This window comes from Bradyrhizobium sp. CCBAU 051011, from assembly GCF_009930815.1.
In the GTDB taxonomy this organism is placed as follows: Bacteria; Pseudomonadota; Alphaproteobacteria; order Rhizobiales; family Xanthobacteraceae; genus Bradyrhizobium.
On record NZ_CP022222.1, the window covers coordinates 1,906,611 to 1,932,731 of the forward strand.

The following is a 26,121-nucleotide window of genomic DNA, read 5'->3' on the forward strand; positions in this document are numbered from 1 at the left end:
TACTTTTGACGCGTTTTCTTCACGCGAACCGGTATCCACTTCGCTCGAAAACGCTCTGGACCTCGCGGAAGCGAGGGCAGCGTCAACATGCCCGTGACAGTCGGCGAAGACTTTTAGACAGCTGTGATTTACCGTCCATATCCGCTTGAGATATCGCCGCGCAGCTATTGCAGACCTCAATTATCGCAAGCCCGCGCGCCGAAACCCTTCCAGGTAATGCGCCTTGTCCGCCTCGTGCTCGAACGGCAATCCGGTCGTCAGCCAGGCGAGCGAGATGTTGGGCTGGGCGCGGCGGAGGCCCTCGAGCGCAGCCTTGGCGGCATCAGTGCCGCCGGCCATGCCGAGGGCAGCGGTCAGCACGCGGTGGGCGCCGACAAAGTCGGCGCGCTGCCGCAGCGCTTCGCGCGACAGCCGAATCGCCTCCGCGTAATTCTTGCCGACATACTGGCAATAGGCGGCGACGCCGCAATAGATCGCGGCAAAGGGATCACGGGGCGAGAATTTCAGTGCCTCGCGCGCGGCACGATCGCCCTCCTCCCAGCGCCCGCGATAGGAAAGCGCAACGCCGTAAATGCCGCGAGCGGGCGAGAAATTGGGGTTGAGCCGCAGTGCCAGTTCGAATTCGGCGATGCAATCATCAAAACGTCCCTGGAACAGATAGACGCTGGCGAGCGCATAGTGCGCCCACGCGTCCTCACTGTCGGCCCGGATCGCCGCCAACGCCGCGCGTTCCGCGACCGGAATGACCTTGGGCAATTCCTGCCAGCCCATATGGGCGCTGAATGTATGGCAGGCCGCAAGCAGGCTGAGCGCCTGGCCGTAAGCGGGATCGACAGCGATCGCCTTTTCCAAAAGCGCCTGCGCGACCAGATTGTCCTGCCTCGTCACGCGCCAGTAATGCGACAGCGCCCGCATCACCAGGTCCCACGCATCCATATTGTCAGGCGTCTTGCGCCGGGCCCTAAAATCCTCGGCGGCGTAGAGCTGCGGCTCGATCGCCGCCACGACGGCCTGGGTGATTTCATCCTGCACGGCGAAAACGTCGGCGAGATTGCGGTCGTAGCGCTCCGCCCAGAGGTGACTGCCGGTTGCCACGTCGACCAACTGGGCCGTGATGCGGACGTGGTCGCCATCCTTGCGCACGCTGCCTTCGACGACGTAGCCGACACCGAGTTCCTCGCCGATCTGCCGGTGGTGGACGGATTTCTGCTTGTAGATGAACGAGGAGTTCCGCGCGATCACGTAAAACCAGCGCAGCTTCGACAGCGCGGTGATGATGTCCTCGCTGATGCCTTCGGAAAAATATTCCTGCCCCGGCTCGCCGCTGAGATTGGCAAACGGCAACACCGCAATCGCGGTTCGGTCAAACGCCTGATGTGGCGGGTGCAGCGGCTCGCCGGTGAGGTCGAGCTGGGGCGAACCCGCGTGCACTTCACCAGCGCCGGGCTGCGGCTGCACGTCGCCGACGAAGCGAAAGCCTTTTCGCGGAAGCGTGCGGATCATGATTTGATCCTTGCCGCTGTCGCCGATCGCCCTGCGCGCGGCGTTGATCCGGCTCGTCAACGTGGATTCGGAGACGATGCGGCCATCCCACACCGTCTCGATCAGATCGTCCTTGGTGACGACGTGGTCGCGGTTTTCGATCAGGTGAACCAGGAGATCGAACACCTGCGGCTCGACCGCCACGCTCTCGCCGCCGCGGGTCAGCTCGCGAAGATCGACATCAAGCACATGGTTTGAAAAATGAAATTGCACGGCTTCATCCCGGTTAAATCATCCTAGATCACTTCGTCCCGCAAGCGAGGGTAGAGCGAATTTACTTTCAGGAATGTGTGAGAAATCTCACAGAAGAAGAAATCTCACTGAAAAATCAGGATCCTCTCAAGGCAAAATCAGCCCGGCATCACAGTCTTTAGGTCCTGACAGGGCCATGTTCGGTTCATCGCGGCCGCCTCCCGTGGCCGCCCCATCCGGACAAGGAGACATCGATGGCCGGCCAGACTGCGGTTGCAGCAACCCAGACCCAATCCGATTCTGCCCAACCAGCCCCCGACCTCGCAGCCCTCAAGACGCGTCAACAAGCCGCATGGTCGTCAGGCAATTACGCCATTGTCGGCTCGACGCTGCAGATCGTCGGCGAAGAACTCTGCGAGGCGCTCGATCTCAAGGCCGGCTCAAAGGTGCTCGATGTCGCCGCCGGCAATGGCATGGCGAGCCTCGCCGCGGCGCGGCGGTGGTGCGACGTCACTTCGACCGATTACGTGCCGGCACTGCTGGAGCGCGGCCGGGCGCGCGCCGCGGCCGAAGGCATGCAAATCGAATTCAGGGAGGCAGACGCGGAAAATCTGCCGTTCGACGATGGCAGTTTCGACACGGTGCTCTCCACCTTCGGCGTCATGTTCACGCCGAACCAGGACCGCGCGGCCGCCGAACTGATGCGGGTCTGCAAGCCCAAGGGCCAGATCGGCCTGGCGAACTGGACGCCGGAAGGCTTCATCGGACAGGTCTTCAAGACGCTCGGCAAATATCTGCCGCCCCCCGCCGGCGCCAAATCGCCGGCGCTGTGGGGAACGCGCGCGCGGCTGACCGAAATGTTCGACACTGATGCGCGCGCGATCAGGGCGGAATCGCGCCTGTTCAAGTTCCGCTATCGCTCGCCGGCACACTTCCTCGACGTGTTCAAGACGTATTACGGCCCGGTGCTGAAGGCCTTCGCAGCCCTTGAGCCGGCAAAACAGGAAGAGCTGCACGACGATCTGAACGCCCTGATCGTTCGCATGAACAGATCCGGCGACGGCACGATGGTCGTGCCCAGCGAATATCTCGAGGTTGTCATCACCAAGCGCTGAAACGTCCGCTCCGGTGATTCAAGCGGGGCCCTTCGCATGGCCCCGCTGGTGACGTCCCATCTACAAATCAGGATTATTCCGATGACGAATGTAATTCAGATTTCGCGCGCGGAGCGCGACAAGGCTTGCGTCGTGGCCCTGCATTGCTCGCTCGGCTCGGGCCGCCAGTGGAAGGCGCTCGCCGATGAACTCGGGCGCAGTCATTCATTTTTCACCCCCGATATCTCGGGCTATGGCGCCAATGGATGCGCCCTGGATCTGCCCCTGACGCTCGCAGAAGAAGTCCGAGCCTTAAGCGGCACGCTCAACGACGCGAAGGGGCCCATCCATCTCGTCGGCCATTCCTACGGCGGCGCGATTGCGTTCAAGGTCGCGACCTGTTCCCCGTTCGCGCATCGGGTACGAAGCCTGACGCTGATCGAACCGGTTCTGCCGACGCTGCTGTGCGAGAGCGATGCGGACCGGCGGTTGCACGCGCGTTTCGCGCAGGTCGCGCGTGACGTTTCCGAAGACCTCTGGAACGGATCGGTGCTCGAGGCGATCGACATGTTCATCGCGTTCTGGAACGGCTCCGGTCCGCAGGATCCGCTGCCGGCCAGCGCGCGCCTTCGCATGGTCGAGCGCGGCCACAAGCTCGCTTTCGATTTCACGGCGGCGTTCGCCGAAGAGAACGTCGCGGTCGCGGCGGCCTCGCTTCGCGTTCCGACGCTGCTGTTTTCAGGCGGGCTGTCGCCCTATCTCACCCAACGCATCGTGCAGCGGCTCGGTGCTATCATTGATGGCGCCGAGGTCCGGCATTTATCGGCCGCCGGCCATATGCTCCCGCTCACCCATGTGTCATCAGTCAATCCCGCGATCGTGCGGCACATCGCTCGCGCGGATGAACTGGCTGGCGTTCCGCTGGCGCTCGAGGGGGCGCCGGCGGAGGCTGCCAGCCTGGCGGAAGGGTGACATTCTTGGCGCTTGGCTGCGAGGCGCGCTTTCTGATATTCCAACACCCTGAATTTGAGAGGGAATTGCCGATGCCCGCCTTTGCCGCGCGCGACCTTGCACCGAAACTCACTGCCCTGATTACCGCGGGCATGATCTGTCTTTCCACCACCCCCCTGCTCGCCGCCGACGAGGACGCCGCCCCGAAAGGCGCCGCCGTCACCGTGCTCAAGGCCGCGAAATCCTGTTTCGCCAATATCGTCGAGGTCTCCGGCACCATCATTCCGCGCGAGGAGACGCAAGTGCGGCCCGAGCGGATGGGGCTGAAGGTGACCGAGGTGATGGTGGATGCGGGCGACAGCGTCAGCGCGGGCCAGGTGATGGCGAAGCTGAGCCCGCCGGAGGGCGGGTCGATCTCGGTGCAGGCGCCGGTGGCGGGGGTGATCTCGGCGTCCACCGCGTCGGTCGGCGCGATGGCATCAGCCAAGGGCGAGGCGCTGTTCTCGATCATCGCGCGCGGCGAGTTCGACCTGGTCGGCATGGTGCCGACGCGCGATATCCAAAAGCTGCAGGTGAACCAGACCGCGCGCATCAAGGTGATCGGCGCCGGCGAGGTCGACGGCAAGGTGCGGCGGCTGTCGACCACGGTGGAGCCGAACAGCCAGCTCGCGCAGGTGTTCGTCGGCGTCACCACCAACCGCCGCCTGCTGGTCAATTCATCGGGCCGCGCGCAGATCAAGACCGGGCAGAGCTGCGGCGTCGCGGTGCCGCTGACCGCGATCCTCTACGGCAGCGCCGGCACCGTGGTGCAGGTGGTGCGGCGCGCCCGCGTCGAAACGCGGCGGGTGGAAACCGGGCTGATGGCGGCCGGCCAGGTCGAGATCACCTCTGGCCTGCAGGAAGGCGACATCGTGGTGGCGCGCGCCGGCGCGCTCTTGCGCGAGGGCGATCCGGTGCGGGCAGTGACGGCGAGCGCGGACGCGAAGTAGGCGGGTCGATAATCGATTGCTCTCAGTAAAGCCGGCGAATGCCGGTGCGCTCCCTCTCCCGCTTGCGGGCTCGCAGGCGGGAGAGGGAGAGCACCTGCTTTGCGGCAGCGGCTCGTTTCGCAGTGAGATGATGCCCCCCCCCCCGCTCAGTAGCGCGCGGCGACGAGCGGCTGCGGGGTGAAGTGGTAGTTCACGCCGAACTTCACGAGGTGCAGGTCCTAGTTGATCTTGCTGGCCGTCGCGTTGAGCTGGGTGCCGGCGCCGAACCCCCCCGCCCGAAGCGATCCCGTTGAACTGGACCTGCTGCGCGAACATCCTGATGTAATCGTATTCGGCCTTGACCGACCAGTTCGGCGCGAAGGCATATTCGGCGCCGGGGCGCCACTCCATCCGTCGCCGCTGCGAAAGCAGGGACATCGGGGACGGAGGCGCGCGCGATGTCGCCGTTACCCGCCGATGCGGACGTCTTCCAGCAGGGACGAGGAAACCTGCGGCACCTGCTCGCCGTCGGAGGCGCGGGAGACGGAGATGCGGGTCTTGTTGAAGGCGCTGGCCGCGCCGGACTGCGAATTCAGATTGTTGAGCAGCTCGGTCACCAGCACGCTGTACTGGCCCTTGCCGTCGTCGGCGACCTTGCCCGGCGTGGCCGAGGTCAGGATCAGCGCGTTCTCCGGCGCCGAGATCGGCGCGAGGCCATGCGAGTAGGAGCGGAAGCGGCGCTCATAGGGGTTGCGGCGGGAAGCATCGACGACGACGAGCTTGGCCTTGGCGCCCTTCTCGGTCATCGTATCAAGCACCTGCTCGATGCTGACGCCGTCGCGGCGAACGTCGCCTTCCTTCCAGATCGCGGCATCGACCGGGATCATAAAGCTCTCGCGGCCGACCTGGACGCCGTAGCCGCCGAAGAACAGCATCGCCACGGTGTCCGGCTTGATCTTGTCTTTCAGGCGGGCGACGGCGCGGGCCATGTCGTCCTTGGTGGCGTCCTCGACCACGTCGACGTCGAAACCCTTGGCACGCAGCGCAGCCGTGAGGCCGCGAGCGTCGTTGATGGGCTGGGACAACGGCGCTGACGCATCCGGATAATGGCCGTTGCCGATCACCAGCGCGACGCGGTTGCCGGTGGTGCCGATCGAGCCGGTCTGCTCGGTGCCGATCGCCTTGGCAACGTCGAGCGAACGCTTGTTCAGCGCGGCATGGGCGCCGATCGCCAGCGACACCAGGCCGACGAACGCCACGGCAATGGTGACGCTGCGGCGGGAAATGTGGAGCTGACCGAGGTTCATCGCGTTACCATTCCCAAGTTTCTGTCTGAAGGCGCCAAGCAAGACCGCGCCAGTTAGTCGCGTGAGCAGCATTCAGGTTTGAAGGGGTTGCAAGGTGTGTGCCGTCCAATTGCGCTCAATTTGCGGCACCGCAACAACCCGGCTTTTAGCCTGTCAGCCCCTCCCGAACAACCTCATTTGATGCATGGAGCCGCCCGCGACAGACTATGGATAAAGGTTAAGATTTCCTATGTGACCTACATCACCGTTTGTGTTTTCTGCGGATTTGTATAGTTTTCAAGGGCTTGCAGGCCCGATCCGGCCGGCGGTGGCCGCGTTAAGCTATTTGCCATGCTCAACGCGGCCCTCCCTTCACCGTTCCGGCGGAAAGAAACTGCATGGGTTTTCACACCATCGCCGGCGCCGCATTTCGGGCGCTGACCGCGCGGAAAGACGGCCCGTCGCTCTACGACGTCTGCGATCCCGTGCTGCTGAAATACCGCGGCGGCGACCCGCATCTGGGGAAGTTCTATCGTACCGCGCTCGGCAACCCGGCGCTGCGGCCGCTGCTACGGCGGACCGGGTTACCCTCCTTACGCGATGAGAAGCGGCTCGGCGCCTTGCGCGAGGCGCTGGTCCGGGCGCGCGACGATGCCGAGCCGGACTGGGCCGCGGTTGGGCAGCCGATCGCCGAGCTGATGGCCGACATCGACGTCCGCCACCCTTCCCCGCCCCACCTGAAGGCGCCGGCGCAGATGCCCGATGCCGGCGAGATCGACCGGGTGATCCGCCGCTGCGGCGCGCATTTGCTGCGCTCGTTCGCCAGGAACGGCTTCATCCCGACCTATGCCGCCTTCAACCTGATCGGCGACCCTGACATGGGCGGGCGCGAAATGCTGATGGCGCTGACCGGGCTGAATTCGCGCGGCTACAAGAACTCGACGCTCTTGTTCAGCCTGGCGCGGATCTTCATCGCACATTCGCCGGCGCGCGCGCTGATCAACCCGCCCTGGCGGGGGATCGCCGAGCCGATGTGGGAACCGGTGCAGATCCGCCATCGCTCGGCCTATTATGATGCCTTCTTCACCGAAGCGCTGCTGAGCTACCTCGAGACCGGGCTGGCGTCTGCCGAAGAGACCGCGGCCTCAAAGCGCGCCATCGACGAGATGGTGGATTTCTGCCTGAAGACCTCGGCCGAGGAAGTGCCCTCGCATGACGGCTCGACGGTGCGGGTGATCACCGCGCTGGCGCCATTGCCGCACCCGCGCTTCTCGCGCTTCTTCGCCCAGATCAAGCAGGACTTAGGCTTCGGCATCTACGTACCGGATTGCGACACCACCGCGTGCTCGTTCTCGGCAGCAACGCAGGCGGGCTCGACCGATCCGATCCTCGACCAGCCACTCCTGGACTTCTACCGCGGCTACCAGGTGCGCGAGGGCGCCAACGAGCCGCGCGTCACCGTGCCCCTCAACGACAATATCGATTACGAGGGCGGCGTCGTCACCTGGATCGACAATATCAAGGGCGAGCGCCCCTACGGCAACGACCTCGATCCCACGCTCAATCTCGACATTCTCGAAGTCTCTTTCCGCAATCTCAAGCGCTGGAAGATCCTGGAGACGCCGCAGCGGCTGGAGACCGTGCATCGCATCCTCGGCTTCCAGCGGCGGCTCGCCGAAAGCGGCGCCTTCGCCGAGCCGCGCTCGCACATCTATTACCTGCCGGAATTGTACTCCGCCTATTTCGGCCGCTGCCATGCCGCGTTCATGGCATTGCCCGAGGCCGCGCGGCGGGCGATCGATCCGAACGGCGCGTTCGAATTCATCCGGGGCAAGGTGCTCGACTATGTCGAGACTGAGCTGATCGCGCGCGAGATGAACCCGTTCGACGCCGCGCTGGCGCTGATGGCGCTGGCGCATCTCGGCGCCGACGTCTCGACGTTTGCGCCGGCGCTCAACTGCATCGTTGCCCAGTTCGGCGAAGGCGGCCGACACGGGCCGTACCGCGCCTATGAATGGAACAAGATGAAGACGCCGACGCGGATTCTGGTCGGCGGCCCCGAAGTGACGTCAGCGTTCGTGCTGATGGGCCTGGCGCTGGCGAAAAGGGCGATGGCGAAGAAGTCGTAGTCGTAGGGTGGGTTAGGCGAAGCCGTAGCCCACCACCTCAGGCGCGGTGCAAGTTTCGGTGGGTTACGCTTCGCTAACCCCCCCTACATTCCGATGACGGGAAGTTGAAAGCGATGCGACGTCCCTGCACTGGCAAGCTGGCCCCATTGTCCGCACAATCCGCATCATTGCTTTGCCGGGATTGCCGATGAAACTATGGACGTTGCTTGCTGCCATCGTGCTGCTCTCGCTCCCTGCCGTCTCCCACGCGGCCGACATCACCGGCGTTCCGAAAATCCGTGAAGGCGATCAGCTCCAGATCGGCAACCACCGCATCCGCCTCGGCGGCATCGACGCGCCGGCCGTCGATCAGCTCTGCCTCAATACCAAGGCCGAGCGCTGGACCTGCGGCGCGGCGGCACGCGACGAGCTGACAAAACACTTCGGCAACAAGAGCTGGACCTGCCAGACCAGGGGCGCGGTCGATCGCCGCGGCCGCATCGTGGCGCGCTGCCAGGCGGACGGCGAGGACATCCAGAAATGGCTGGTGTCGAACGGCTGGGCGCTGGCGCTGACGCGGATCTCGCGCGATTACGAGGCGGACGAAAAGGCCGCGCGCGAAGCCAAGGTCGGGATGTGGCAAGGCGCGTTCATCGCGCCGTGGGATTGGCGCATCCGCAACAAGAAGACCGCCATTCTCGGCGCCGTTACACCGCCGGAAAATGCCAGGGCGGTCCTGCTGGCATCGGCATCCGGCCCGGTCGCGCCATCGCCGGACTGCACCATCAAGGGCAACGTCAACCGCTCCGGCGAATGTATCTATCATCAGCCGACCAGCCGCTGGTATGCGAAGATCGAGATGAAGATTTCAAAGGGCACGCGCTGGTTCTGCTCGGTTGAGGAGGCCGAAGCCGCCGGCTGTCGCGAGACGCGGCGGTAGTTTTTTTCTTACCTCGCCCCGCTTGCGGGGAGAGGTCGGATCACATCGACAGATGTGATCCGGGTGAGGGGGTACAGGTCTGTCCATTGGCATCAGAATTCGCGGAGAGAGCCCCTCACGCCGACCCTCTCCCCGCGAAGAGCGGGGAGAGGGAGAACGAACTGGAGTGCCGGATAATCCAACCGATCAACAATCGCGACCGCCGTTGAAGAAACGCGGCGGATGGCGGCGCGCCTTGTTGCTCGCCCTCGTCATCCTCGGCGGCTACGGTCTGCTCGCCTATCTGGTGCTGCCGGGTTTCTGGACACACTACGAGCATCAGCGCGGGCTCGCCGAGATGCCGATGGTGACGCGCACGGCGCAAGGTATTCCCGGCGATCCCATGAATGTCGGGTTGATCGGCGAGCTCGGCGAAGTCGTCTGCGCGATGCATGCGGCCGGCTGGTATCCGGCCGACCGGATCACACTGAAATCCTCGATCGAGATCATCGGCAGCGTGCTGCTCGATCGTCCCTACAAGGAGGCGCCGGTGAGCAATCTCTATTATCTCGGCCGCCGCGAGGACTTGGCCTTTGAAAAACCGATCGGGACCAGCGCCGACCGCCGCAATCATGTGCGCTACTGGAAAGTGCTGGAGAGCGGCGAGGAGAAGCGCCCGGTCTGGCTCGGCGCCGCAACGGAAGATCGCGGCGTCGGCGTCAGCCGATATACCGGCGCGGTCACGCATCACATCAGCCCCGATCTCGACGCCGAGCGCGCATTGCTTGCGGCTGATTTGGAAAATGCCGGCATGGTGGAGGCGAAATACCAGGTCACGGGCATCGGGCCGACACTCGCGGGGCGCAATGGCGGCGGCGACCCCTATTACACCGACGGCGAAATCTGGGTGCTGCGGCTGGTGGAAGCCTGCAAGAAGCGCGAGGGACCCGCGGTGACGATCCCAAGCCCACCGGCGACCGCATTGAAGGACCAGATCTGGCGCGCGATCGCGGACGCGGTGGGAAAATAACGTGCCGAGCAAGTGCGAGGCGCGGAGCAATCAGAGCAATTTGATCTTTTTTGCTACTCTGGATTGCTTCGCTGCGCTCGCAATGACGGCTCCGATCGAATATTATCTGGCCGAACCTCACGCCTCGATTCCGCGTGCTTGCCCATAAGGAAAACCAACAATGACCGTTCGCGCGGGCCGGGAGTTTCTGGCCATCCCGGGACCCACCACCATGCCCGACGAGGTGCTGCAGGCGATGCATCGCCCGGCGCTCGACATCTATTCCGATCAGATGGTGCAGTTGACCGAAAGCCTGCTCGCCGATCTATCAAAACTGTTCGCGACCAAAGGGAAATCCTACATCTACATCGCCAACGGCCATGGCGCCTGGGAGGCCACACTCTCCAACGTGCTGTCGCGCGGCGACAAGGTGCTGGTGCTGGAAAGCGGACGCTTTGCGATCGGCTGGGGCCAGGCTGCGGCCGCGATGGGCGCCGAGGTCGAGGTGCTTAAGGGCGACTGGCGTCGCGCGGTCCGTGCGGGCGAGGTCGAGGCGCGGCTGAGACAGGACAAGGATCACAGCATCAAGGCGATCGTCGCCGTGCAGGTCGATACGGCTTCCGGCGCCTATAACGATATCGAGGCGATCGGCAAGGCGATCAAATCGACGGGACATCCGGCGCTGTTCATGGTCGACACCGTGGCCTCCCTCGGCTGCATGCCGTTCGAGATGGACAAATGGGGCATCGATGTCGCGATGTCCGGCTCGCAAAAGGGCCTGATGACGCCGCCGGGCTTAGGCTTCGTCGCCGCCAATGAGCGCGCGCGGCAGGCCCACAAGAAGGCCAATCTGCGGACTCCCTACTGGGACTGGACCGAGCGCGAAGGCAGCGAGCACTACCGCAAATATGCCGGCACCGCGCCGGTACATTTGCTGTTCGCGCTGCGCAAGGCGATCGACATGTTGCAGACCGAAGGGCTGGAAAATGCCTTTGAGCGCCACCGTCTGCTCGGCGAAGCGGTGCGCCGCGCGGTAGCGGTCTGGAGCGAGGGCCAGGTGCTCGGCTTCAACATCACCGAGGCCAGTGAGCGCTCCAACACGGTGACGACGGTGACCATGAACGGTCACGATCCCATGGCGCTGCAGCGCTACTGCAAGGAGAAATGCGGCGTGGTGCTCGGCACCGGGATCGGCGATTTGTCGGGACAGGCTTTTCGCATCGCCCATATGGGCCATGTGAATGCACCGATGATTTTGGGCACGCTCGGCGTGGTCGAAGTCGGCCTCACCGCGCTCGGCATTCCCCACGGCAAGGGCGGAACCGAAGCCGCGATCGAATATCTCGGCGAGAACGTCGGGGCGTAAGTCCGATCTTTGGTAGGATGGGTGGAGCGGAGCGATACCCATCAGCGATTTAGTCCGATTGATGGGTATCGCCGCGCTCCACCCATCCTACGCACTGTCGGCTCTGCGAAACGCGGCGACTCGTGGTCACCATTTCACATGGTGAGAGAGGCCGCGTCTCCCGTGCCTCTCAGCCGCATCTAAATAATGGGTATCGCTTCGCTCCATCCATCCTACTCTTTCCCAACACGTATTAGTGCGTATACTGGCATACCAAGCCGGGCGCTGATCCGTGCAAGAACAAAGAGTGGGAGTGAGGCGATTGGCGTCCGTTGATTTGCGCGGTCTGACCAAGCGATTTGGCACGCTTGCGGTGGTCGATAACGTCTCGCTGAAAATCGATCACGGGCAACTGGTCTGCCTGCTCGGCCCGTCCGGCTGCGGCAAGACCACGACGCTGCGGCTGATCGCCGGCTTCCTGGAACCTTCCGACGGCGAGATCCATGTCGGGGACCGGCTGGTGTCTTCACGCGCGCGCACGCTGCCGCCCGAGCAGCGCAACATGTCGATGATCTTTCAGAGCTACGCGCTGTGGCCGCACATGACGGCGACGGAAAACATCGTCTACGGCCTGCGCCTGCGCAAGCTCGACCGCGACACCATCGCCAAGAAACTGGCGGCGATCCTGGCTACGACAAAACTCGAGGCGCTGTCGCAGCGCTATCCCGGCGAACTCTCCGGCGGGCAGCAGCAGCGCGTGGCGTTGGCGCGCGCGCTGATCGTCGAACCGGAGACGCTGCTGCTCGACGAGCCGCTCTCCAATCTCGACGCGAATTTGCGCGAAGAGATGCGGTTCGAGATTCGCCGGCTGCATGACGAATATCGCTACACGACGGTCTATGTCACCCACGACCAGTCCGAGGCCATGACCACGGCCGACCTGATCGCTGTCATGAACGGCGGCCGGATCGACCAGCTCGGTACGCCTGAAGATATTTACGCGCGGCCGGAATCCGAATTCGTCGCGCGCTTCATCGGCGCCAGTAACGTGATCAAGGGCACCGCGCGCGACGCCAACCATGTCTCCTTCGCGGGCGCGACGTTGAAGGTGGTCGGCGCGCCGCTCACAGCGGGCCAAAGCGCCGTGGTCACGATCCGTCAGCACGATATCGGCCTGTCAACGCAGGCGCCGGCGTCACCGGAGAATGCGATCAAGGCGGTCGTCACGCGGCAGGTCTATCTCGGCGCGGCGCGCGACTACATGGTCGAGGTCGCCGACGGCACCAGCCTGCGCGCCACCACGCCAACCGAAACCAATGTGCCAAAGGGCAGCGAGGTCTGGCTGACACTCCCACCCGAGCGTTGCCGGGCACTCAGCCGATAACAAGAAACAACAACCCGGGAGGACGCGATGAGAAGACAAAAGCTTTCGAGACGCGAAATCCTGCAAGGCTCAGTTGCGCTTGCCGCAGGAACCGTGTTCGCTTCCCCCTTGCGCGCCCAGGCGCCGGAGCCGGTTGCGGTCACGCCGGCACTGGTGGAGGCGGCGAAGAAGGAAGGCAAGCTGATCTTTTATTCCTCGATGGATCTGCCGGTCGGCGAAAAGCTCGGCAAGGCATTCGAAGCGGCCTTTCCCGGCATCACCATTCAGATCGAGCGTTCCGGCTCGGAGCGGCTGTTTCAGCGGATCGACCAGGAGTTTGCCAGCAACATTCGCGCCGCCGATATCGTCAACTCCTCCGATGCCTCGCACTTCATCAGTTGGAAGAAGAACGGCTGGCTGATGCCGTTCGTGCCGGAGGATGTCGCCAAGCATTTTCCGCAAAGCTATCGCGATCCCGACGGCCTGTTCGCTACCTCGCGGGTGTGGCTGTCGTCGATCGCCTACAACACCAACCTGATAAAGCCGGAGGACGCGCCGAAGAGCTTTGCCGACCTGCTCGATCCCAAATGGTCGGGCAAGATGGTGAAGGGACATCCGGCCTATAGCGGCACCATCATGACCGCGACGTTCCAGATGGTGCGCGAGCTCGGCTGGGAATACATGGAAAAGCTCGCCAAGCAGCGCGTGATGCAGGTGCAGTCGTCGACCGATCCGCCGAAGAAGCTGTCGCTCGGCGAACGCGCCGTGATGGCCGACGGCAACGAATACGGCATCGTGCTTCTGAAGGAAGCCGGCCAGCCGGTCGAGCCGGTCTATCCGACCGAGGGCACGCCGACGATTTCGGGGCCGACCGGCATCTTCAAGACCGCGCAGCACCCCAACGCCGCAAAGCTGTTCCAGGCCTGGCTGCATACCCGCGAGACGCAACAGTTCTTTGTCGACTTCAGCGCGCAATATTCGGTTCATGCGCAGGTGCAGTCGAAGCCGGGCCGGAAGATTTCGGACATCAAGCTGATGAAGGAAGATGCAGAGGGCGTCGAGAAGATGACCGAAGAAATCAAGACGCGCTATGCGCGCCTGTTCAGGGTTTGAGGATGCTGTCCGTCACGAACACCGCCGTCATTCCGGGATGGTCCGAAGGACCAGACCCGGAATCTCGAGATTCCGGGTTCGATGCTTCGCATCGCCCCGGAATGACGGAGAGAAACTTCGCATGACCACCATCACCAGCACCGACGCGCCAAAATCCCGCATCGACGTCACGCGCCCCGTGTTGTGGCTGTTCGCCGCGTTCATGATCCTGCTGATCGTGCTGCCGCTGTCGTGGCTGATGGTCTACGCCTTCACCGACAAGGCGCGGCGGCCGACGCTGCAGAATTTCGTCACGCTGTTCACCGACCCCGCCTTTCTCGATCCCTTGCTGACGACCGCGATCATCGCCACCACGTCGGCGGCGATCTGCTGCCTGGTCGCCGCCCCGATCGGCTGGCTGGTGTCGCGCACCGACATGCCGGGGCGGCAGATCATCCGCGCGCTGGTGACGGCCTCGTTCGTGACGCCACCGTTTCTCGGCGCGGTCGCCTGGGAACTGCTGGCGGCGCCGAACAGCGGCATGCTGAACCAGCTCTATCGCTACCTCACCGGCGCCGAAGATCCCCTGTTCGATATCTATTCGCTGACCGGGCTGATCTTCGTGATCTCCTGCTACACCTTTCCGTTCGTGTTCGTGCTGGTCGCCAACGCGCTCGACAACATGCCGGGCGAACTGGAAGACGCTTCCGCCATTCTCGGCGGCAAGGCGTGGACCACGGCGCGGCGCGTCACGATTCCCTTGGCACTGCCCGCGCTGGTCGCCGGTGCGCTGATCGCCTTCCTGCAGGCGATGACGCTGTTCGGATCGCCTGCGATCCTGGCACTGCCTGCCGGCTTCCACACCATGACGACGAAGATCTGGAGCCTGTTCCAGTATCCGCCCAAGCTCGAATTGGCTGCAGCCGCCGCCGTGCCTTTATTGCTGCTGACGATCCTGCTGCTGCAGGGCCAAAAATTCCTGCTCGGCCGCCGCGGCTTTTCCGTGGTCGGCGGCAAGTATGGCGCGCCGCGGCCGATCGAGATGGGAGGATGGCGCTGGGTGGCGCTGGCGTTCTGCCTCCTCGTGCTGCTCAATCCTGTGTTCCTGCCCTATTTCGCGCTGCTCAACGCGGCATTCTCCCCGAACGCGACCACGCTGGTGACGCCATCGACGGCCACGCTGCACAATATCGTGTTTGTGTTCACCGAATTGTCGTCGACCCAGCTCGCACTGAAGAACACGGTGATCCTTGGCGCATCGACGGCGACCGTCGGCACAATCCTCGCGCTCGTGGTCGCCTATGTCACCACCCGCCGCGTGATCGCGAGCCATCGCATGCTCGGCTTTCTCGCGACCGCCCCGGTCGCCGTGCCCGGTATCGTGCTCGGCGTCGGATTGTTCTTAAGTTACACGCGCCCGCCCTTCGTGCTCTACGGCACGCTGTGGATCCTGCTGCTGGCGTTTCTCACCATCAACCTGCCCTCGGCCTATCAGCAATTGCAGGCAGCGTTTGCGACCATCCACCCCGAACTGGAAGACGCCAGCCGCATCCTCGGCGCGACACGGCTGCAGGCGCTACGCCAGATCACGGCGCCGCTGCTCCGTACCGGCGTGATCGCGACCTGGTGCTTCATCTTCATCGGCGTGATGCGCGAACTATCCGCCGCGATCGTGCTGTTCACCTCGCAGACCAAGGTGCTGTCGGTTCTAATCTACGACCTCAATGAAAGCGGCGACCTGGCCGCGATTGCGGTGCTCGGCATCGCGATGCTGGTGATCACATTCACGGTGGTGCTGGCCGTGAACCGGATCCCGATGTTCGGTGGCGGCGCGGGGGCGAGGTTAAGGAATAGTTAGGCTGTCTACCAGTCATTGCGAGGAGCGAAGCGACGAAGCAATCCATCTATCCGTTATGCTGCGCGATGGATTGCTTCGCTTCGCTCGCAATGACGGCCTGCAGGCATCTAGTAATCCGCCACATTCACCCCGATATAAGGCCCAATCATTGAGCCTGACGAGGAACCGCGTGACCCAAGCCGCCACCAAAAAGCCTGCCCTATCGCCGCCCATCGCCTCGCGCCGCCCGTATACCTTCACCACGCACGGCATCGCGGTGACGGACGATTACGCCTGGCTGAAAGACGCCCGATGGCAGGAAGTGCTGCGCGATCCCTCGATCCTGGATCCGGATATCAGAAAATATCTGGAAGCCGAAAACGACTACACCGAGAGCCTGCTCGGCCATACCGCGCCGTTGCAGAAGAAGCTGGTCGCGGAGATGCGCGGACGGATCAAGGAAGACGATTCCAGCGTGCCGGCGCCGGACGGTCCGTTTGCATACTTGCGAAAGTTCCGTGAGGGCGGGCAGCACGAGATGTTTGGCCGCACGCCGCGCGATGGCGGCGATGTGGAGATCGTGCTCGACGGCGATGCGCTGGCCAAGGATCATGAATATTTCAAGTTCGGCAGCGCGCGGCATTCGCATGACCATAAGCTCCAGGCATGGAGCGCCGACACCAAGGGCTCGGAATATTTCTCGATCCGCGTGCGCGACTGGGCCACGGGTACCGATCGCGACGATCTCGTCGAGGAGACCGACGGCGGCATCGTCTGGAGCAAGGATTGCCAGAGCTTCTTCTATGTGAAGCTCGACGACAACCATCGGCCGATGCAGGTGTGGCGGCACCGGCTTGGCACGAAGCAGGCCGACGATACGCTTGTTTATGAAGAGCAGGATTCCGGCTGGTTCACCCATCTGCATGAAAGCTCGTCCGGGCGCTTTTGCGTGATCGCAGGCGGCGACCACGAAACCTCGGAGCAGCGGCTGATCGATCTCGCCAACCCCGAAGCGCCGCCGCGGCTGGTCGCCGCGCGCGAGGAAGGCGTGCAATATTCGATTGCCGACCGCGGCGATGAACTGTTCATCCTCACCAATGCGGACGATGCCATCGACTTCAAGGTCGTCACCGCGCCGCTCGCCTCGCCAGAACGTGCCAACTGGCGCGACCTGATCCCGTATCGTGAGGGCGTTTACGTGCTCGATGTCGAGCTCTATGCCGGCCACATGGTGCGGCTGGAGCGCGCCAATGCGCTGCCCGCGATCATCATCCGGGATCTGGCGACCGGAGAAGAGCACGCCATCGCCTTCGATGAAGCGGCCTACTCGCTCGACACCATGGGCAGCTACGAATTCGAGACAACGAATTTGCGATTTTCTTATTCGTCGATGACGACGCCGGCTGAAGTCTATGACTACGACATGGCGACGCGGGCGCGCGTATTGCGCAAGCGGCAGGAAATCCCGTCGGGCCACAACCCGGCCGACTACGTCACCACGCGCATCATGGCGACCTCGCATGACGGCGCGCAGGTGCCGGTCTCGATCCTGCACCGCAAGGACCTGGTGCGCGACGGAAGCGCGCCGCTATTGCTCTACGGCTACGGCTCCTACGGGATGGCGATGCCGGCGTCGTTTGCAGCCAATCGGCTGTCGCTGGTCGATCGTGGTTTTGTCTACGCGATCGCGCATATCCGCGGCGGCGCGGACAAGGGTTGGGGCTGGTATCTCGATGGCAAGCGCGAGAAGAAGACGAATTCGTTCGATGATTTCGCCGCCGCGGGCCGCGCGCTGATCGAGGCGAAATACACGAATGCAAAACGTATCGTCGGCCATGGCGGCAGCGCGGGCGGTATGCTGATGGGCGCGGTCGCCAACCGATCAGGCGAGTTGTTCGCCGGCATCGTCGCGGAGGTGCCGTTCGTCGACGTGCTGAATACGATGCTCGACGACACGCTGCCGCTGACGCCGCCGGAATGGCCGGAATGGGGCAACCCGATCGAGAGTGAGAAGGATTTCCGCACCATTTTGTCCTATTCGCCCTACGATAACCTTCAGGCCAAGGACTATCCGGCGATCCTTGCGATGGGCGGACTGACCGATCCGCGCGTCACCTATTGGGAGCCGGCGAAATGGATCGCGCGGCTGCGCGCCACGATGAGCGGCGGCGGCCCGGTGCTGCTGCGCACCAACATGGGCGCCGGCCACGGTGGCGCATCCGGGCGCTTCAACCGGCTGGATGAAGTCGCGATCGCCTATGCGTTCGCGCTGTGGGCGGTGGGATTGGCGGAGAAGGCGAAGGTCTAAATTGATCCCGATGGACTGAGGATTATCTGGGTACGATCAGACGGGACTTCATTAGGCATGAAGGCGCGTGGCTGGCCACGCGCCTATAGCGACGACCTGAATCATCGCCTCACGGCATCGTGTAGGCCGTCTTCACCGTCGTATAAAATTCGGCGGCATAGCGGCCCTGCTCGCGGGCGCCGAAGCTGGAGCCTTTTCGGCCACCGAACGGCACGTGGTAATCGACGCCGGCGATCGGCAGATTGACCATCACCATGCCGGCTTCGGAATTGCGCTTGTAGTCGCTGGCGTATTTCAGGCTGGTGGTGCAGATGCCGGATGACAGGCCGAAATCGGTGTCGTTCGCGGTCGCCAGCGCTTCGGCATAATCCTTGACCCGGATGACCGCGGCCACCGGCCCAAAGATCTCCTCGCGCGCAATCCGCATCTTGTTGCTCACATCGGTGAACAACGCCGGCTGCAGGTAGAAGCCGGGCGCCTCGCGGTTGAGCCGCTCGCCGCCGAAGGCGAGCTTGGCGCCTTCGTCCTTGCCGATGCTGATATATTTGAGGTCCTGATCGAGCTGGCTCTGATCGACGACGGGGCCGATATCGGTGCCGGCCTTCACCGCGTCATCAACCTTCAGGCCGCGCATCCGCTCGGTTAGGGCCTCGACGAATTTGTCGTGAATGCCTGATGTGACGATCAGCCGCGAGGCGGCGGTGCAGCGCTGGCCGGTGGAAAAGAACGCGCTGTTGGCGGCGCATTCCACGGCGACCTTCAGATCCGCGTCGTCGAGCACGACCAGCGGATTCTTACCACCCATTTCGAGCTGAAACTTCTTCATCGGCCGCGAGGCGATGCAGGCCGCAGCCACCTTCTGGCCGGTGGCCACCGAGCCGGTGAAGCTGATCGCGGCAACATCGGGATGCTCAAGCAGGACCGCGCCGACTTCCGAGCCGCGCCCGATCACAAGGTTGAGCACGCCCTTGGGCAGGCCGGCGCGATGCAGGATATCGACCAGCGCCCAGGTCGAGCCCGGAACAAGATCTGCAGGCTTGATCACCACGGTATTGCCATAGGCCAAAGCCGGGGCGATCTTCCAGGCCGGAATGGCGATCGGGAAATTCCACGGCGTGATCAGGCCGACAACACCCAGCGCTTCGCGTGTAATCTCGATGTCGATGTCGGGGCGCACGGAAGCCAGTTTCTCACCGGCCATCCGCAGGCATTCGCCGGCAAAGAACGCAAAGATCTGGCCGGCGCGCGCGACTTCGCCGACGCCTTCCGGCAGCGTCTTGCCTTCCTCGCGTGACAACAGCCGGCCCAGTTCGTCCTTGCGGGCCAGGATTTCGTCCGACGCCTTTTTCAGGATGTCGTAGCGCGCTTGCGGCGTCGATCGCGACCATGCCGGAAACGCCGCTTTGGCAGCCGCAATCGCAGCCTCGGCTTGCGCACGCGTGCCGCGCACGGCTTCGCCGACGATGTCCTTGGTATCGGATGGATTGACGTTCGGCGCGCGAGCGCCATCGGACAACCATTCGCCGTCGATCAGATTGTTGAACATCAGCATGGTGGTCTCTCCACTGTTACGTCGTTTTTGGATCCCGCGTCCGGCGGGAATAGAAGACTATCGTCCGTTGGCCTTGCGCCAAGCAGCAAAATCCTTCGACGTCTGCTCGTCGGTTGCGGGATAGAGGCCGAGAATCGAGCGGCCCTTGCGCACCTCCTCGGTAACAAAATCCTCGAACGCCGTCATCTCGACCGCTTCATCCGCGATTTCGTCGGCGAGGTGTGCGGGGATCACGATGACGCCGTCCGCATCACCCAGGATGACGTCGCCGGGAAACACCGGCGCGTCACCGCAGCCGATCGGCACGTTGATCTCGATCGCCTGATGCAGCGTCAGATTGGTCGGCGCGCTCGGGCGGTGGTGATAGGCGGGAAAGCCGAGAGCCGCGATTTCAGCGGAATCACGGAAGCCGCCATCGGTGATCACGCCGGCACAGCCGCGCTGCATCAGCCGCGTCACCAGGATGGCGCCGGCCGACGCGGCACGCGCGTCCTTGCGGCTGTCCATCACCAGCACCGCGCCCGGCGGGCAATCCTCGACTGCCTTGCGCTGCGGATGGGCGCGATCACGAAACACGTCGATCTTGTTGAGGTCCTCGCGCGCCGGCATGTAGCGCAGCGTAAAGGCCTCGCCGACCAGCACCGGCTGGTTCGGGCCGATGGGATGCACATCCTGGATCATCTGGATGCGGAAGCCGCGCTTGAACAGCGCGGTGGCGACGGTGGCGGTGGAGACGGTCTTGAGTTTGTTGCGGGTGGCGTCGCTCAGTTTTGTCATGGTCCTTCGCATTCCTTTCATCCGTCATTCCGGAGCGCTCGCGTCAGCGAGCGAATCCGGAATCTCGAGATTCCGGGTCTGGTCCTTCGGACCATCCCGGAATGACAACAACACTCACACCGCCCCGTGCGCTTCCACATACAGCGCGTAGACCGAGTGGCAGCTCGTCATGTAGAGGCGGTTGTTCTTCGGGCCGCCGAAGGTGAGGTTGGCGCAACGCTCCGGCAAGCGGATGTGGGCGAGCGGCTTCCCGGCGGGGCTGAACACCATCACGCCGTCGAGATCTTCCGACTTGCCCTTGAGCTGGAACACCTTTCGGCCGCCGACCTCGGTCGGCTCGGATTGCAGCGCGCCGTTGGAGCCCCAGCCGCACCACAGATTGCCGTCGCGGTCGACGCGGAAACCATCGAGCGCGCCCTGATCGGCGGCATCGATCAGCTTGGTCTTGTTGCCGACCGTGCCGTCATCGTTGACGTCAAAGCTCCAGATGCTGCGGTTCGGCGTGCCCTTCCACTCCACCACATAGAGCTTCTTCTCGTCCGGCGAGAAGGCGAGGCCGTTGGGATTGAAGATGTCGGTGATAACCGCCGAGAGCTTGCCGTCCTTGGTCAGGCGATAGACGTTGGTGGTGGCCTGTTCCGGCTTTTCCTTCTTGCCTTCCCACTCGCCATTGATGCCGAACAAGGGATCGGTGAACCAGATAGTGTCGTCGGACTTGACCACGATGTCGTTCGGCGCGTTCAGCCGCTTGCCCTCGAACTTGTCGACCAGCACCGTGATCTTGCCGTCCTTCTCGGTGCGGGTGACGCGGCGGGTGACCGAATGCTCGCAGGTGACGAGACGGCCCTGCCGGTCGCGGGCGTTGCCGTTGGCATAGTTGGCGTTGGCGCGGAAGACCGAAGTCTGGTTGGTCTTCTCGTCGAACTTCATGATGCGGTTGTTGGGAATGTCGGAGAACAGGAGATAGCCGCCTTCGGGGAAGTAGGCCGGCCCTTCTGCCCAGCGCATGCCGGTGGCGACCTGCTCGACCGTCGACGAATAGATCCGGTATTTTGCGAAGCTCGGATCGAGGATCTGCACCGCCGGATCGGGATAACGCTGGTTCGGCGTGAACGGAAACGATTGTGCGCCGGCTGCACGGGAAAGAAGCGTGGAAGCGGCAGCGGTGCCTGCGCCTGCGATTAGATTGCGTCGGCTCATATTCATTTGTCGTCCTCCCCTGCGATGTTTTTGTTTGGCGGTCATTCCGGGGCGATGCGAAGCATCGAACCCGGAATCTCGAGGTTCCGGGTTCGCTTCGCGCCCCGGAACGACGACGGCTAATAAATCGACGGCTCCTCCACCGGCTTCCCAAACCCGGTCTCCAGGAAATCGAAGTCGCAGCCTTCATTGGCCTGCTTGATGTGGCGGGTGAACATCCAGCCATAGCCGCGCTCGTAGCGCGGCTCCGGCGCCTTCCACTCGGCGCGGCGCTTTGCCAGCTCCGCTTGGGGCACATCGAGGTTGATGGTGCGGGCGCTGACATCGAGCGTGATCTGGTCGCCGTTGCGCACCAGCGCCAGCGGACCGCCGATATAGGATTCCGGCGACACATGCAGGATGCAGGCGCCATAGCTGGTGCCGCTCATCCGCGCATCCGACAACCGCACCATGTCGCGCACGCCCTGCTTCACCAGTTTTGTGGGGATCGGCAGCATGCCCCATTCCGGCATTCCCGGTCCGCCCTGCGGTCCGGCATTGCGGAGGATCAGGACGTGATCGGCGGTAACATCCAGATTCGGATCGTCGATCGCCTTCTTCATCGAGGGGTAATCGTCGAACACCAGCGCCGGTCCGGTGTGCTTGAGGAAGCGCGGCTCGCAGGCGCTCGGCTTGATCACGCAGCCGTCGGGCGCGAGATTGCCCTTGAGCACGGCCAGCGCGCCCTCGGCATAGATCGGGTCCTTCACGGTACGGATGACGTCGTCATTATACACTTCGGCGCGGGCGATGTTGTCGCCGAGCGTATGGCCGGTGACGGTCATGACATCGAGATGCAGATGCTCCCTGATGCGGCTCATCAGCCCCGGCAGCCCGCCGGCGTAGAAGAAGTCCTCCATCAGATATTTGTCGCCGCTCGGCCGCACATTGGCGATCACAGGCACCTTGCGGCTCGCCTTCTCGAAATCGTCGAGCCCGATATCCTGGCCGGCGCGGCGCGCCTGCGCGATCAGATGGATGATCGCATTGGTCGAGCAGCCCATCGCCATCGCCACCGTGATCGCGTTCTCGAAAGCTTTTCGGGTCTGGATCTTCTCCGGCGTCAGGTCCTCCCACACCATCTCGACGATGCGGCGGCCGCATTCGGAAGCCATGCGGATATGGCCGGCGTCGGCGGCGGGGATCGAGGACGCGCCCGGCAGCGTCATGCCGATCGATTCCGCGATCGCCGTCATGGTGGACGCCGTGCCCATCGTCATGCAGGTGCCGTAGCTGCGGGCGATGCCGGCCTCGACATCGACCCAGTCCTTGTCGGAGATTTTTCCGGCGCGCCGCTCGTCCCAGTACTTCCAGGCGTCCGAGCCCGAGCCGAGCGTCTTGCCCTTCCAGTTACCGCGCAGCATCGGCCCGGCAGGAAGATAGATGGTCGGAAGGTTCATGCTGGTGGCACCCAGCAGCAGGCCCGGCGTGGTCTTGTCGCAGCCGCCCATCAGCACCACGCCGTCGACGGGATGGCCGCGCAGCAATTCCTCGGCGTCCATCGCCAGCATGTTGCGATAGAGCATGGTGGTCGGTTTCAGAAACGATTCCGACAGCGACAGCGCCGGCAGCTCCATCGGGAAGCCGCCGGCCATCAGGATGCCGCGCTTGACGTCGTCGACGCGGCTCTTGAAGTGCATGTGGCAGGGCTGCGCGTCCGACCAGGTGTTGAGGATCGCGATGACCGGCCGGCCCTTCCACTCCTCCGGCGCGTAACCCATCTGCATTGCGCGCGAGCGATGGCCGAAGGCACGGAGATCGTCAGGCGCGAACCAGCGCGCGCTGCGGAGGTCGGCGGGGTTCTTCCTGTTGCTCATGACTGGGTACCCCATTTCTGGACGGTGTTGCGTTCGATCGTGCGGAAGATCAGGTTCTCCACGATCAGACCAATCACGATCACGGTCAACAGGCCGGCGAACACGGCGGGAATGTCCAGCAGATTACGGTTCTCGAAGATGAACCAGCCGAGACCGCCCTGCCCCGAGGACACGCCGAACACCAGCTCGGCGGCGATCAGCGTGCGCCAGGCGAAAGCCCAGCCGATCTTCAACCCGGTGAGGATCGAAGCGAAGGCGGCTGGGATCAGGATGCGGAACACATAAGGCAGCCCGCGCAGGCCATAGTTGCGGCCGACCATGCGCAGCGTGTTCGACACGCTCTTGAATCCGGAATGGGTGTTGAGCGCGACCGGCCACAGCACCGAATGGATTAGCACGAACACAAGACTGCCATTGCCGAGCCCGAACCAGATCAGCGCCAGCGGCAACAGCGCGATCGCCGGCAAGGGATTGAACATCGCCGTGATGGTTTCGAGAAAGTCGGTGCCGATCCGGGTCGAGATCGCGAGAATGGTGAAGATGGCGGCCAGTGCGATGCCGGCGGCATAGCCCATGAACAGCACTTTCAGCGATGCCCAGGCACGCATGGGAATGGTGCCGTCGCGCACCTTCTCGAACATGGTGACGATGGTGTCGTGGAAGGTCGGAAACAGCAGCGGATTGTTGAGGATGGTGCCGTAGGTCTCCCATGCCGCGGCGAGGAAGATGATGATCACGGATTTGCGGACGAAGCCGTCGTTCCACAATAGCTCCAGCACCGAGAGCTTGCGCTCGACTTCTGCCGGCACCGCCGCCGTGAGATCGGCGGCATCGCGCAGCAGGATTTTTGCCTCACCCATCGCGCGCTCCCTTCAATGTGCCGTAGCGTTATCGGCGAACAGCAGATCGTGGATCTGCTTTTCCAGCCGCGCGGCGCTGCCGTCCTCGCCGTTGACCTTGTCGACGTCGATCACCTCGGCCTTGACCCGTCCGGGATGCGGCGATAGCAGCAGAATGCGGTTGCCGATCTTGATCGCCTCTGCGATCGAATGGGTAACGAACAGCACGGTGAACTTGGTTTCCGCCCAGAGCTGCAGCAATTCGTCCTGGCAGGTACGCCGCGTCAGCGCGTCGAGCGCCGCGAACGGCTCGTCCATCAGGAGAATGTCCGGCTCCATCGCCATGCCGCGCGCGATCGCGACGCGCTGCTTCATGCCACCGGACAGCGTATGCGGATAGGCGTCGACGACGCGGGTGAGGCTGACCTTCTCGATATAGGCCCGCGCACGCATCTCCGCGTCCCTGCGCGGCAGCCGGCGCGTCATCAGCAGCGGGAACATCACGTTTTCCAGCACCGTCTTCCACGGCAGCAACTGGTCGAACTCCTGGAAGATCATCATGCGGTCGGCGCCGGGCTCGGATATTTCGCGGCCCGAAATCCGCATTTTCCCTTCGCTCGGCGTCATATATCCGCCGACCGCCTTCAACAGCGTCGACTTGCCGCAACCGGAAGGGCCTAGCAGCACGAAGCGATCGGAACGATCGACCGTGAAGCTGACCCGCTCGGTCGCGGTCACGACCGCGCTCGAAGTCTTGTAGCGCAGCGTTACGTCACTGACATCGAGAAGCGCGGCCATGTCGATCAATTGCCATTCAGGTCGTGGGAGACCGGCAGGTAGTAATCAGTGAACGCCTTGGGCATGGTCTTCAGCGTGCCGACCTTGTGCAGATGGGCGGCGAATTTCATGGTGCCCTGCGGCTGCAGGTTCCATTCCATCATGCCGGGCTCCTTGAGCCACGCCAGCAGTTCCTCGACGCTGGTCTTGTCGCCGGTCACCTCCTTGTAGATCTCGACCGCGGCCTTGGTGTCGCTGCGGATCAAGTCCTGCGCTTCCTTGGTGGCGTCGCGCACCGCCTGCACGATCTTCGGATTGGCGTCGGCGAATTTGGTCGTGGTGAAGAATTGCGCCTGGCTGAGCGGACCGCCCATCACGTCGGGCGAGGACAGCACCACATGCGCGCCGGGCACGTTCTTCAATTCGAGGAAGGTAAACGGCGGAATGGCAAAGTGATTGCGTACCTCGTGCTGGGCGTTGGTCATCGCGACATAGGCATCGGGATGGCCGAGCTGCACCGTATTGGCGTCGAGTTTCGACCACTGGTCGGCGCCAAGGGCTTCGGCGGCTGCGATCTGCAGCACGATCGCCTGGGTCGAGACCTTGACCGTCGGCACCGCGATCTTGTCGTTCGGGCCGAAATCCTTGATCGACTTGATGTGCGGATCGCGGCTGATCAGCGTCATCGGCTGCGCAGAGGTGGCGACGATGCCCTTGACGCCGCCGCGGGTGCGGTCCCACAGCAGCAGAAGATTGCCGGTTCCGGTATTGAGGATGTCGACGCTGCCGGCCAAGAGCGCATCGGTCTGAGCGCCGCCGCCGCTCAGATTGATCCATTTCGTGGTGACGCCTGATACGCCGAGAGAGGCTGCGTGCTTCTCGATCAGCTTGTGCTTTTCCATGATGTGCGAGGGCATGTAGAAAATGCCCGGCTGCCGCGACAGCGAAATCTCTGATTTCTGCTGGGCCACAGCCGGCGAGCCCGGCAGCACCATGGCGAGAACCATAGCGGCGCCCGCGCAGGCGCTCCACATCCTGTTTTTCATTGTGCGTCTCCTCCGGTCTATCGTTGACGTCCCTGGGGGAGATGCACTAATGTATTAGTG

20 protein-coding genes are annotated in these 26,121 nt (G+C 63.5%); 11 read left to right on the plus strand and 9 right to left on the minus strand.

What is annotated here, in order from left to right; translation table 11 throughout:
* Positions 1–180: 180 nt before the first annotated feature.
* Positions 181–1,755, minus strand: coding sequence for a winged helix-turn-helix domain-containing protein (locus tag ACH79_RS09095; protein WP_161850717.1), 1,575 nt, complete (start codon positions 1,753–1,755; stop codon positions 181–183).
* Positions 1,756–1,988: 233 nt separating this feature from the next.
* Here ACH79_RS09095 and ACH79_RS09100 point away from each other — a divergent pair, with 233 nt between their 5' ends.
* The 3 genes from ACH79_RS09100 (at position 1,989) to ACH79_RS09110 (ending at position 4,768) form a co-directional block, all read left to right on the plus strand.
* Positions 1,989–2,849 carry a class I SAM-dependent methyltransferase gene (locus tag ACH79_RS09100; protein ID WP_161850718.1) on the plus strand — a complete coding sequence of 287 codons (861 nt, stop codon included), beginning with the start codon at positions 1,989–1,991 and terminating at the stop codon, positions 2,847–2,849.
* Positions 2,850–2,930: 81 nt separating this feature from the next.
* A complete protein-coding gene (locus ACH79_RS09105; protein WP_161850719.1) occupies positions 2,931–3,800 on the plus strand; it encodes an alpha/beta fold hydrolase in 870 nt (289 codons plus the stop codon).
* Between the two features lie 71 nt (positions 3,801–3,871).
* A complete protein-coding gene (locus ACH79_RS09110; protein ID WP_161850720.1) occupies positions 3,872–4,768 on the plus strand; it encodes an efflux RND transporter periplasmic adaptor subunit in 897 nt (298 codons plus the stop codon).
* A 446-nt stretch (positions 4,769–5,214) separates the two neighbouring features.
* Here ACH79_RS09110 and ACH79_RS09115 read toward each other — a convergent pair whose 3' ends face one another.
* A complete protein-coding gene (locus ACH79_RS09115) occupies positions 5,215–6,054 on the minus strand; it encodes a caspase family protein (protein ID WP_161850721.1) in 840 nt (279 codons plus the stop codon).
* A 377-nt stretch (positions 6,055–6,431) separates the two neighbouring features.
* Between ACH79_RS09115 and ACH79_RS09120 the strand changes: the two genes are divergently transcribed.
* The 8 genes from ACH79_RS09120 (at position 6,432) to ACH79_RS09155 (ending at position 18,014) form a co-directional block, all read left to right on the plus strand.
* The gene (locus ACH79_RS09120) at positions 6,432–8,162 is read left to right on the plus strand and encodes a hypothetical protein (RefSeq protein WP_161850722.1); all 1,731 of its coding nucleotides are present in this window, start codon (positions 6,432–6,434) and stop codon (positions 8,160–8,162) included.
* A 187-nt stretch (positions 8,163–8,349) separates the two neighbouring features.
* Positions 8,350–9,081 (plus strand): thermonuclease family protein, encoded by a 732-nt coding sequence (locus ACH79_RS09125; RefSeq protein WP_161850723.1) that lies wholly within the window; start codon positions 8,350–8,352, stop codon positions 9,079–9,081.
* Between the two features lie 166 nt (positions 9,082–9,247).
* Positions 9,248–10,090 (plus strand): LssY C-terminal domain-containing protein, encoded by an 843-nt coding sequence (locus tag ACH79_RS09130; protein ID WP_161850724.1) that lies wholly within the window; start codon positions 9,248–9,250, stop codon positions 10,088–10,090.
* 160 nt (positions 10,091–10,250) lie between these two features.
* Positions 10,251–11,435 (plus strand): alanine--glyoxylate aminotransferase family protein, encoded by a 1,185-nt coding sequence (locus ACH79_RS09135; RefSeq protein WP_161850725.1) that lies wholly within the window; start codon positions 10,251–10,253, stop codon positions 11,433–11,435.
* A 292-nt stretch (positions 11,436–11,727) separates the two neighbouring features.
* A complete protein-coding gene (locus tag ACH79_RS09140) occupies positions 11,728–12,798 on the plus strand; it encodes an ABC transporter ATP-binding protein (protein WP_246738480.1) in 1,071 nt (356 codons plus the stop codon).
* A 27-nt stretch (positions 12,799–12,825) separates the two neighbouring features.
* Positions 12,826–13,890 carry an ABC transporter substrate-binding protein gene (locus tag ACH79_RS09145; RefSeq protein ID WP_161850727.1) on the plus strand — a complete coding sequence of 355 codons (1,065 nt, stop codon included), beginning with the start codon at positions 12,826–12,828 and terminating at the stop codon, positions 13,888–13,890.
* A gap of 121 nt (positions 13,891–14,011) precedes the next feature.
* The gene (locus ACH79_RS09150) at positions 14,012–15,727 is read left to right on the plus strand and encodes an iron ABC transporter permease (protein ID WP_161850728.1); all 1,716 of its coding nucleotides are present in this window, start codon (positions 14,012–14,014) and stop codon (positions 15,725–15,727) included.
* Between the two features lie 169 nt (positions 15,728–15,896).
* Positions 15,897–18,014 (plus strand): S9 family peptidase, encoded by a 2,118-nt coding sequence (locus tag ACH79_RS09155; RefSeq protein ID WP_246738481.1) that lies wholly within the window; start codon positions 15,897–15,899, stop codon positions 18,012–18,014.
* Positions 18,015–18,123: 109 nt separating this feature from the next.
* On the opposite strand, the gene ACH79_RS09160 is transcribed toward ACH79_RS09155, so the two are convergent.
* The 7 genes from ACH79_RS09160 to ACH79_RS09190 form a co-directional block, all read right to left on the minus strand.
* Positions 18,124–19,566 carry an aldehyde dehydrogenase family protein gene (locus tag ACH79_RS09160; RefSeq protein ID WP_161850730.1) on the minus strand — a complete coding sequence of 481 codons (1,443 nt, stop codon included), beginning with the start codon at positions 19,564–19,566 and terminating at the stop codon, positions 18,124–18,126.
* Positions 19,567–19,623: 57 nt separating this feature from the next.
* On the minus strand, positions 19,624–20,343 hold the full coding sequence (locus ACH79_RS09165) for a ribonuclease activity regulator RraA (protein WP_161850731.1): 720 nt from the start codon (positions 20,341–20,343) through the stop codon (positions 19,624–19,626).
* A 114-nt stretch (positions 20,344–20,457) separates the two neighbouring features.
* Positions 20,458–21,549 (minus strand): SMP-30/gluconolactonase/LRE family protein, encoded by a 1,092-nt coding sequence (locus ACH79_RS09170; RefSeq protein WP_161850732.1) that lies wholly within the window; start codon positions 21,547–21,549, stop codon positions 20,458–20,460.
* Between the two features lie 113 nt (positions 21,550–21,662).
* Positions 21,663–23,399, minus strand: coding sequence for an L-arabinonate dehydratase (gene araD, locus ACH79_RS09175; protein ID WP_161850733.1), 1,737 nt, complete (start codon positions 23,397–23,399; stop codon positions 21,663–21,665).
* A complete protein-coding gene (locus ACH79_RS09180) occupies positions 23,396–24,259 on the minus strand; it encodes an ABC transporter permease (protein ID WP_161850734.1) in 864 nt (287 codons plus the stop codon). The genes araD and ACH79_RS09180 overlap by 4 nt, the downstream gene beginning before the upstream one ends.
* 12 nt (positions 24,260–24,271) lie before the next feature.
* Positions 24,272–25,036: an ABC transporter ATP-binding protein gene (locus ACH79_RS09185; protein WP_161856288.1), complete on the minus strand. Its 765-nt coding sequence runs from the start codon at positions 25,034–25,036 to the stop codon at positions 24,272–24,274.
* A 5-nt stretch (positions 25,037–25,041) separates the two neighbouring features.
* Positions 25,042–26,049, minus strand: a complete 1,008-nt coding sequence (locus ACH79_RS09190) for an ABC transporter substrate-binding protein (protein WP_202639297.1) — start codon at positions 26,047–26,049, stop codon at positions 25,042–25,044.
* Positions 26,050–26,121 lie beyond the last annotated feature (72 nt).

Coding starts and splice junctions, on each gene's coding strand:
- ACH79_RS09185 (WP_161856288.1), bottom strand. CDS start 25,036: ATGGCCGCGCTTCTCGATGTCAGTGACGTAACGCTGCGCTACAAGACT.
- araD (WP_161850733.1), bottom strand. CDS start 23,399: ATGAGCAACAGGAAGAACCCCGCCGACCTCCGCAGCGCGCGCTGGTTC.
- ACH79_RS09190 (WP_202639297.1), bottom strand. CDS start 26,049: ATGTGGAGCGCCTGCGCGGGCGCCGCTATGGTTCTCGCCATGGTGCTG.
- ACH79_RS09100 (WP_161850718.1), top strand. CDS start 1,989: ATGGCCGGCCAGACTGCGGTTGCAGCAACCCAGACCCAATCCGATTCT.
- ACH79_RS09135 (WP_161850725.1), top strand. CDS start 10,251: ATGACCGTTCGCGCGGGCCGGGAGTTTCTGGCCATCCCGGGACCCACC.
- ACH79_RS09160 (WP_161850730.1), bottom strand. CDS start 19,566: ATGCTGATGTTCAACAATCTGATCGACGGCGAATGGTTGTCCGATGGC.
- ACH79_RS09105 (WP_161850719.1), top strand. CDS start 2,931: ATGACGAATGTAATTCAGATTTCGCGCGCGGAGCGCGACAAGGCTTGC.
- ACH79_RS09150 (WP_161850728.1), top strand. CDS start 14,012: ATGACCACCATCACCAGCACCGACGCGCCAAAATCCCGCATCGACGTC.
- ACH79_RS09170 (WP_161850732.1), bottom strand. CDS start 21,549: ATGAATATGAGCCGACGCAATCTAATCGCAGGCGCAGGCACCGCTGCC.
- ACH79_RS09165 (WP_161850731.1), bottom strand. CDS start 20,343: ATGACAAAACTGAGCGACGCCACCCGCAACAAACTCAAGACCGTCTCC.
- ACH79_RS09125 (WP_161850723.1), top strand. CDS start 8,350: ATGAAACTATGGACGTTGCTTGCTGCCATCGTGCTGCTCTCGCTCCCT.
- ACH79_RS09115 (WP_161850721.1), bottom strand. CDS start 6,054: ATGAACCTCGGTCAGCTCCACATTTCCCGCCGCAGCGTCACCATTGCC.
- ACH79_RS09180 (WP_161850734.1), bottom strand. CDS start 24,259: ATGGGTGAGGCAAAAATCCTGCTGCGCGATGCCGCCGATCTCACGGCG.
- ACH79_RS09120 (WP_161850722.1), top strand. CDS start 6,432: ATGGGTTTTCACACCATCGCCGGCGCCGCATTTCGGGCGCTGACCGCG.
- ACH79_RS09145 (WP_161850727.1), top strand. CDS start 12,826: ATGAGAAGACAAAAGCTTTCGAGACGCGAAATCCTGCAAGGCTCAGTT.
- ACH79_RS09110 (WP_161850720.1), top strand. CDS start 3,872: ATGCCCGCCTTTGCCGCGCGCGACCTTGCACCGAAACTCACTGCCCTG.